6 protein-coding genes are annotated in these 8,948 nt (G+C 64.2%); 4 read left to right on the plus strand and 2 right to left on the minus strand.

Annotated features, from left to right (window positions below; all coding sequences use genetic code 11):
- Positions 1-301 precede the first annotated feature (301 nt).
- Positions 302-1,213, plus strand: coding sequence for a LysR substrate-binding domain-containing protein (locus E8E91_RS07400; RefSeq protein WP_280375215.1), 912 nt, complete (start codon positions 302-304; stop codon positions 1,211-1,213).
- A gap of 167 nt (positions 1,214-1,380) precedes the next feature.
- Here E8E91_RS07400 and E8E91_RS07405 read toward each other — a convergent pair whose 3' ends face one another.
- Complete coding sequence (locus tag E8E91_RS07405; protein WP_280375216.1) at positions 1,381-2,034, minus strand: hydrolase; 654 nt, start codon at positions 2,032-2,034, stop codon at positions 1,381-1,383.
- 241 nt (positions 2,035-2,275) lie between these two features.
- Between E8E91_RS07405 and E8E91_RS07410 the strand changes: the two genes are divergently transcribed.
- Both E8E91_RS07410 and E8E91_RS07415 read left to right on the plus strand, forming a co-directional pair.
- Positions 2,276-3,232: a GlxA family transcriptional regulator gene (locus tag E8E91_RS07410; protein WP_280366386.1), complete on the plus strand. Its 957-nt coding sequence runs from the start codon at positions 2,276-2,278 to the stop codon at positions 3,230-3,232.
- A 171-nt stretch (positions 3,233-3,403) separates the two neighbouring features.
- Positions 3,404-4,777, plus strand: a complete 1,374-nt coding sequence (locus E8E91_RS07415) for a winged helix-turn-helix domain-containing protein (RefSeq protein WP_280375217.1) — start codon at positions 3,404-3,406, stop codon at positions 4,775-4,777.
- Between the two features lie 116 nt (positions 4,778-4,893).
- On the opposite strand, the gene E8E91_RS07420 is transcribed toward E8E91_RS07415, so the two are convergent.
- Positions 4,894-5,292 carry an AraC family transcriptional regulator gene (locus tag E8E91_RS07420; RefSeq protein ID WP_280375218.1) on the minus strand — a complete coding sequence of 133 codons (399 nt, stop codon included), beginning with the start codon at positions 5,290-5,292 and terminating at the stop codon, positions 4,894-4,896.
- Positions 5,293-5,776: 484 nt separating this feature from the next.
- Here E8E91_RS07420 and E8E91_RS07425 point away from each other — a divergent pair, with 484 nt between their 5' ends.
- Positions 5,777-8,557: a winged helix-turn-helix domain-containing protein gene (locus tag E8E91_RS07425; RefSeq protein WP_280375219.1), complete on the plus strand. Its 2,781-nt coding sequence runs from the start codon at positions 5,777-5,779 to the stop codon at positions 8,555-8,557.
- Positions 8,558-8,948: the final 391 nt, after the last annotated feature.

The following is an 8,948-nucleotide window of genomic DNA, read 5'->3' on the forward strand; positions in this document are numbered from 1 at the left end:
ACCTGGATCGCTTCGATCTGCGCTGATCCCTGGCGAAAAGCACGCCCCGCGAGCGCTATCCAGCTCGCGGGGCGTTTTGTTTTCCGCAAGCGGCATCTCCCTTCTCCTGTGGTTCCATCAGCGGCGGAAGGCCGCTCCGGAATGGGGGCAAGGGAAGGCGATCCGATGCTTGATCGAATCGGGCCGTGGACTGTGGTTTCGAGCGCAGCCGTACAAGAAAAGCGCGGCGAAAGTTGATCGACTGGCATGACCCTTCTCCCGGGTAACCAACCGCATTCCTCAGAGCCTCGAGCGACTACCCATGAACCGAAACGACCTGCGCCGCCTGGACATGAACCTGCTGGTGATCTTCGAATCCCTGATGCTGGAGCGGAACCTCACCCGCGTCGGCGAGAAGCAGTTCATTACCCAGTCCACCGTCAGCGCCGCCCTGGCGCGACTGCGCGACCTGTTCGACGACCCGCTGCTGGTGCGCGTCGGTCGCGGCATGGAACCCACCAGTCGGGCACTGCACATCTTCGAGGAACTGCGTCCGGCGATGGACGTGATCTCCGCCGCCGTCAGCCGCGCCAAGAGCTTTGACCCGCAGAGCAGTTGCAACATCTTCCGCCTGGGTCTCTCGGACGACGCCGAATTCGGTCTGTTCCCCGCGCTCCTCGCGCGTCTGCAGCAGGAGGCACCGAACATCACGGTGGTGGTGCGCCGTGCCAACTTCCTGCTGATGCCGGCGCTGCTGTCCTCCGGCGAGATCACCGCCGGTGTCAGCTACACCACGGATCTACCGGCCAATGCCAAGCGCCGCAAGCTGCGCGACATTGGCGTGAAGGTACTGCGCGGTGACGACCGCCCCGGCCCTCTGACCCTGGACGAATACTGCTCGCGGCCGCATGCGATGGTCTCCTTCTCCGGCGACCTCAACGGCGCCATCGACCTCGACCTGGAACGCATCGACCGTCGCCGCCGGGTCGTGCTGGCCGTGCCGCAGTTCGGCAGCCTTCGCGCGTTACTGCGCAACACCGGGATGATCGCCACAGTGCCGGACTACGCCGCCTGTGCCCTGGTGGAAGACAGCTGCTTGCGTGCCGAGGACCCGCCGTTGGAGATCAAACCGGCGGAACTTTCCCTGGTCTGGAGCGCTGCCCACGATAACGACCCGGCCGAGCGCTGGCTGCGCGAGCGCATGGTCGAATACATGAGCGCGCCACTACCCTGAGGCCAGTGCTTTTCGTCGGAGGGAGCGAAGCGATACCCGGCGCAAACGTCCGAGCCTGTTCGTGACTGAGTCAGAAAACACCCAGGCGCCGGTACGGTCGTCTGGGGACAGGGGAGCTGCCAGGAAGAAAGGGGAGGGGGAGCGGCAGCGCCGCTCCCTCGCGAGGCTCAGTGGCCTTCGCTGGCGTTGAACATGGTCTTGGCGTAGATCAGGCCCAGGCCGTAGGCGCCGCCGTGCTCGATGGAGGTCTTCACGGTCTGGTCGTAGGTCTCGCCGCGGGCCCAGTCGCGTTGCAGTTCGAGCAGGTACTGCAGGGAGGTCATGGGACGCGCGCCGAGCTGGATCATGCGCTGCAGCGCCATCTCGTGGGCCTCGGTGGATACGTCGCCACAGGCATCGGCGATCACGTAGACCTCGAAGCCCTGGTCCAGCGCCGACAGCGCCGGGCCGACGATGCATACGGAAGTCCAGAGGCCGGCCAGGACGATCTTCTGCTTGCCGAACTTGTTCACTTCCACAGCGATGCGGGGGTCTTCCCAGGTGTTCATGCTGGTGCGGTCGATGATGTTGTGCTCGGGGAACACCGACTTGATCTCGTCAAAGATCGGCCCGGAGAAGCTCTTTTCGGCAACGGTGGTGAGGATGGTGGAGACGCCGAACTCCTTCGCCGCCTTGGCCACCAGTGCGGTGTTGTTGCGCAGGGCCACTGCGTCGATCGACTTGGTGGCGAACGACATCTGCGACTGGTGGTCGATCATGATCAGGGTGTGGTCGATGGGGCTGAGCAGGGTCTTGCCGGGAACGGCGGAAGCGGTGGCCATGAATGGGGCTCCTGGGTCGTTGGCGCGCCGGATGGCGCAAAGGGACGCGCCAGCTGGCGGCCGGCGCGATGGGCCCACTATCGCCGGGGTGGCGGAGGAGTTATTGGATCGATGTGCTCGGTGCGGGCGCGTTGTGTACGTCGAAGATAGAATGGCTGTTCTGTGTAGGTAGATACGCAGATCAGCCAATGGGTTGCTGTGACGCTGAGAGAGTGAGGGTGGCGAATTGAGCGGTGGTGCGATGAAAACAGTGGCGATGGTGCTTTATAGCGATGTGCTGATGCTCGATGTGTCAGGGCCGATGGAGGTGTTTTCCATCGCCAATCGCTTCCTCGCGCCGGAGCATCACTACCGCCTGCTGACCGTCGCCGAGAACCGCGAGCCGATCCGCAGTTCCTGCGGCTTGAAGATGCTGGCCGACCTGACCCTGGAAGAGCTGCCCGCCGGCATCGACCTGCTGCTGGTGCCCGGCGGCCCCGGCGCCTACGACACCGCGCAGCCGGCGCTGAGTGCCTGGCTACCACAGGCGGCAGGGCACGCGCGGCGACACGGGGCGATTTGCACCGGTGCCTTCCTGCTGGGCAACGCCGGCTTGCTCGACGGCTACCGTTGCACCACCCACTGGAACTACCTGGAGCGCCTGGCGCAGCGTTTCCCCTGCACGCGGGTGGAGGCCGAGCAGATCTACGTGGTGGACCGCAACCTGATCACCACTGGCGGCATCACCGCCGGCATCGACATGGCCCTGGCGGTACTCGGCGAGGACCATGGCAAGGAGCTGGCGCTGGAGGTGGCGAAGGTACTGCTGGTGGTCATGAAGCGTCAGGGCGGCCAAGCCCCCTTTGCACCGCTGCTGGCCACGGTCCTGCGCGATGGCTCGGCAATCGCGAGGGTGCAGGCCTACATGGCCGATCACATTGAGGAGCCCTTTACCATCAAGCGTATGGCCGAGCTGGCGGCGATGAGCCCGCGCAATTTTGCTCGCGCCTTCCAGCGCGAAGTAAAACTGACGCCCATGCAGTACCTGCAGAATGCCCGCATCGAGCACGTGCGGCGGTTGCTGGAAACGACTGACCTGCCACTGAAGGTGGTGGCCTGCCGCAGCGGCTTCGGCAGCGCCCGGCACCTGCGCACGGTGTTCAGTGAACGCATTGGCATGACGCCCAGTCAGTACCGTCAACAGTTTTCCGCTACTTGACCGTCTGATGCACCCTTCTTGGCCGTATCCGTCCCTCTGGCCGAATTGCGCTGTGATCCAGAGACCGGAGAATGGGTCCATCGACAAACAGGAGCCACCGCCCCGATTCGTTCGAACTTGCTCGGATACCCCCGTGGTAGAGCGGTCCGTACGAACAAGGCGGGAGATGACATGAACGCCCCCACGCCAATCGGCACGGAAACGGTATTGCAGTTCGGCCGCTTCCAACTGCACCCCTATAAACGTCAGCTGTTGCAGGGCAATCGCCCGGTCCGCATCGGCAGCCGTGCCCTGGACATCCTCCTGGTACTGGTGGCTCAGCCCGGTGAGATCATCGCCAAGGAGACCATCATTGCCCGTGTTTGGGGCACCACGGTGGTCGAGGAGATCAACCTGCGGGTGCACATCGCCGCGCTGCGCCGCGTCCTGGGCGAGGGGCACACCGGTGAACGCTATATCACCAACGTGCCGCTGCGCGGCTACGGCTTCGTCGGCGTGGTGGAGACGCTGCAGGCTCAGCCGACCCAGGTAGCGCCCGCCAGCAATCTGCCTGTGTTGCTGGCGGGGCTGGTGGGGCGCGGGCACCTCACCCAGCACCTGTTCGAGCAGATGCTGGGCACCCGCCTGCTGACCCTGGTGGGGCCGGGCGGGATAGGCAAGACTTCGTTGGCGATCCAGGTATGCGAGTCGCTACAGCAGCACTACGTCTGCATTCGGTTCCTCGACCTGTCGTCGGTATCCGACGCAGAGGCGCTGGCCCGGTTGCTCGCCACGGTGCTCGAGGCGGTCGGCAAGGGACGGCTGCTGCTGGTGCTGGACAACTGCGAGCACTTGGCTTGCGCCTGCGCCCAGCTGATCGAGCGGTTGTTGCGCCAGCACCCGGCGCTCAGCGTCCTGGCCACCAGCCGCGAACCGTTGCATGCCGAGGGTGAACACGTACTGCGCCTGCCGCCGCTGGAACTGCCCGTCAGCGACGAGGTGACGCTGTTCGGTGCGCTGTGCTGTTCGGCCGTGCAACTCTTCGTGCAGCGCGCGCGCGATGTGTACGACCGCCTGGAGTTGAGCCCGGCCCAGGTGCGCGCGATAGTCGAAGTCTGCCGGCGTCTGGACGGTATCCCGCTGGCTATCGAGATGGCCGCCCGCCAGATCGATACCCTGGGCCTGACCGGACTGCCGAAGCTACTCGACAGCGGCGTTCTCCTGCATATGCCCGGCCGCCGCACCGCCCCAGTGCGGCAAAGCAGCCTATGCGCCACCTACGACTGGAGCTATGACCAGCTCAGCGGCACCGAGCAAACATGCCTGCGCCTGCTCGCGCGGCTGGGCAGTAGCTTCACGCTGGAAACGGCGGTGAGCGCGCTGGTGGATACCCGGTTGTGCCGCGAACGCATCTGCGCCGTGGTCAGCCAGTTGGCTGACAAGTCGCTGTTGCTGGTGGAAGAGGGCGAGCCCGGCGTGCGCTACCGGATGCTCCACACGGTTCGCGCCTATGTACTCGAGGGGATCGGCGTCACTAGGCCTGACGCCGCCAGCCCGGCGGCGTGACGCGGAAGACTTGGCCGCGCGCCGTCTACCGTGCCATCGCCTTTATCCGTGACTGGCTTGCACCTCCGTGCTCGCTACACAGGACCGCACGACGACCGGTTCTTCATCGATTTCGTCTACGAAGCGGAGGTGGAGGGGCAGCCCCGCGCTTGGCGTATCCAGCCTTTGGGAGATATCCCCGTCAGGCGGTTGAACACACGACAGAAATGCGCCTGGTCGTAGAAGCCACATTCCAGACCGATCTCCGCCAATGGCCGATCCGCGTCGGTCAGCAGGCGCTTGGCCTTTTCCACCCGCTGGAGCCGTACCCACTCCAGCGGCGAGTGGCCGGTGCTGACCTTGAACTTGCGTGTGAAGTCGCTTCTGGACAGTGCGCAGGCGTCCGCCAGCCACGTGACGGTGATGCCTCCTTCCAGGTGCGTGAGGATGAGCTTCAAGGCTTGCTCTTCCTGCCAGCGGGCGAGCTTGCGCGCTTCTGCGTAATTTGTGGGGCGCTCGATACTTTCGCTCAGCATGGGTGTTCTCGCTGATCTGATGTATCGCTATCTTTCGCAGGCTGGAGCGAGGCGGCCAGTTAATGCCGGTTAAAGTTCATTAAGCGGACAGTCGCCTGGGAACCATGAACATTGCGAGGGCGCAGTCGTCAATCAGTGGCGTGACCAGTCCCATCTTTCTGCAATGTTTCTGTGACGCTGGAGGGTGCCTTCAGGTGCTCAAGTGCCACGGGTGAACCGTGCGGGTTTGGTGAGTTCCGCCGACGTCGTCACCGTGACGTCCGTGCGCGGATGAGTGCACGGTTTTTCATGAACCGCTTGCCGCCGGAAGCAGCGGTGATGGTCGTTGTTAATTTTTATGAAGAGCCCTCGGCAGCTCACCTTTTTTGCAATAGAACGGAGGTGGCAGCTCTGCGGAGCTGTGTTCGAGGCCTCCTGTTAGAAAGAGGCCGGCACCCGGCCCGCGTGCAAATTTTTGTTGGTAACGATGAGAAAAGAACAACTGATGCCGGTCGAGTCCGCGTTGTGCTTCGGCCCCTACGTGGTCTATCCCACCTCGCGCTCGATCGTGGATAGTGGCCGACCGCTACGCCTGGGGCAGCGCGCCTTCGATCTGCTTCTCGTGCTGTTGGAAAACGCCGGCGAGGTCGTCGGCAAGCGCGACCTGATGGCCAGGTCCTGGCCCGGCCTGACGGTAGATGAAGGCAACCTTCGCGTGCACATGGCGGCATTGCGGAAGGCTCTTGGAGATGGCCAGGAAGGGCGCCGCTACATCGTGACGGTGGCGCTGCGAGGCTACAGTTTTGTCGCACCGATCAGCCAGGTTGGCAGTGTCCCACCTTTGATGAGCGTGGATCCGTCGAGCCAGCACAACCTGCCGGCGCGGCGCAGTCGCCTGGTGGGTAGGGAGCGGGAAGTAGCACATATCATCGGCCAGTTGCAGAGCGGTCGCAGCGTTTCGGTGGTGGGCTGCGGGGGAATCGGCAAGACCAGTGTCGCCCTGCTGGTGGCTGAGCAGCTGATCGGCCGCTATCGCGATGGGATCCGCATGCTCGACCTCACGCTGCTTCAGGATGCCGGGCCGCTGGCCAGCACCCTTGCCGCGCTGTTGGGCATACCCGGGCAGGCAGGTAGCTCGCTCGAGGTCCTCTGCAGCCAGCTCGGCTCGCGCGAGATGCTCCTGCTGATCGATAACTGCGAGCACATGGTCGAAGCGGCGGCGCACCTCATGGAGTGCCTGCTGTGCGCTGCTCCGGGGATTCATGTGCTTGCCACCAGCAGGGAGGCGCTGCGTACCGCGCACGAGCGCGTCTATCGATTGCCTCCACTGGCCAACCCACCAATGCAGATTACCGAGGTCGCCGAGGCGCTTGCCTACCCGGCGCTCGCCCTGCTGGTCGAGCGGGTCAGGAACGTCGACGAAGCCTTCGAACCTGGGGCGGCGGATCTGCCGCGCCTCGTTGATATCTGCCATCGCCTGGACGGCATGCCTCTGGCGATTGAACTGGCGGCCGGCCAGATCGCCAGCGAGCGGGACATCGGGGCGGCGCTGCTCGGCGGCGAGTGCTACCTGGACTGTCCCATCGACGCCCAGGATGTCCTTCCACGGCACCGGCACTTGCGCACAATGTTCGACTGGAGCTACGCCCTGCTGTCCGATGCGGAGCGGGCCGGCCTGCGTCGCCTGGGAGTGTTTCGCGGGAGCTTTTCCCTGGAGTCCGCCGCGGCGTTGTTTGGCCTCACGGGCGACCCTGGGGCCGGTTGCATGCTTATCTCGCAGTTGGCGATGAAGTCGCTGATCAGCGTCGAGGTCAGCGACGATGAGTTCGCTTACCGCCTGCTCGAACCGGCGCGGCTCTATGCCTTGGAAAAGCTGGACGCGGCGGGTGAGCTTCATGAAACCCGCGTCCGACACCTTGGCATCTGCATGGCGCGCCTTGAGCAGGCGCAGCTTGAATGGGAAAGCCTGCCAACCAGCCGTTGGTTGGAGCGATACGCCAAGTGGCTGGGTGACCTGCGATCGGCGTTGAACTGGGGGCTGGATGCCGAAGTGCGTCACCCCCTGGCCATTCGCCTGACAGCATGCTCGGCTCCGATCTGGCAGGAGATGTCGCTCCTGCACGAGTACGGTTCCTATGTGGCGAGTGCCCTCAGTCTACTGAGCGCAGCTTTCGATGCTGAAGGCGATGAGGCTTTGCAACTGGCGACGCAGTTGCAGCTGGCGCTGGGCAACTGTTCCTACCATGGTCAGATTGTTGCTACCCAGGCCATCGGCGCCTTCCAGAGCGCCCAGTCGCTTGCGGAGAGAAGCGGGGACCCGGGCGCGATGCTCCATGCTATTTCGGGCCAGCTCGCGGCCAACCTGCGCTCTGGACGGTACCTGCAAACCTTGGCGCTGAGCGAAGAGTTCGATCAGTTGGCCCAGGGGCGTGGTGAAGAGTTGGCGGTCAGCTCGCAACGCCTCAAGGTCCTCGCCCTTCATTATTCGGGGATGCAGGAGCGAGCCCAGTGCCTGGCTGAATCGGTGCTGGAGGCGCTCGAGCGCGAAAATCGTCCGAACCGCTTCGCCCTTTGCATGGGCGTGCAATACGAGCAAAGGGTGGCGTCGCTCACCGTCCTGGCTCGTATCCTCTGGCTTCGGGGTTACCCGGACCAGGCCGAACAGCGCGTGCAGCAGGCCCTGGACCTGGCCTACCAGCTGGAGCACATCCCGTCGATATCGTACTTGCTGGCCACGGCCGGTTGCGTGATTCCCTTCTACAACGGCGAGTACGAGAAGGCATCCCTCCGCCTGCAACTCCTGCTCGAGGCCTCTTCACGCCACTCCATCCCGTTGTTCGCCGACTGGGCGCAGCACTATGCCGGGGTGATGGGCTGCGAAGGTCTTCCCAGGCCGACGCTACCGGCAAGTGGATTGGTGAGGGATATCGTCATGACACTTGGCGGATCGAGGTCGTTCGAGGAGCGACCTGCATCGCTCCAGAGCAGCATCGGCGCCACTGGATGGTGTGCCCCGGAGATGCTTCGACTGGAGGCTTGCCAACGGCTTGAGGCAGGTGCGGAGGGGGCCGAGGCCCTGCTGACCCGATCGCTGGAGCTGGCCCGCAGAGGCGGCGCGCTTGCCTGGGAGCTGCGCAGCGCGACCACCCTGGCCCAGCTATGGCGTGACCAAGGGCATAGGCAGCCGGCGATGGAGCTGCTTGAACCCGTCTATGGTCGTTATGAAGAAGGCCTGGGTACGCCCGATCTTGTAGCCGCACGCGCGTGCTTGGAGACGCTGTGCTGAAGGTGAGCGTTTTCCGGCCTGGTTCAACCGCCCTGTGACCAGCGCGTCCTGGCCTACGGGGAGTGAGCAGGGAGGGCTGCTTGTGCACCTGAAGAGTCCGCTTCTGGCCGGAAACTGCCTCTTCCGGCCGAGGGTGTTGGCGATATTTATGGCTATTGAGTAAACAACCACGTTCGTAGAACGTGGACTTGCGGTAGCCCCCTGGAAGGGGGCGAATCCACTACCGAGCACAACGCCGACCTCTTTCGCCCGGTCTGGACCGTAGGGTGCGCTGTGCGCACCGACTTCAGGACCCGCTTCGGCACCAGGCCAAACCGCCGGTGCGCACGGTGTTCAGCCGGGGGACATAGGTAACGGGTGTCGGGAGACATAGGTAACGCATTTACGCTTA

The sequence above is a fragment of the Pseudomonas sp. BN515 genome (assembly GCF_029873155.1).
Lineage (GTDB): Bacteria > Pseudomonadota > Gammaproteobacteria > Pseudomonadales > Pseudomonadaceae > Metapseudomonas.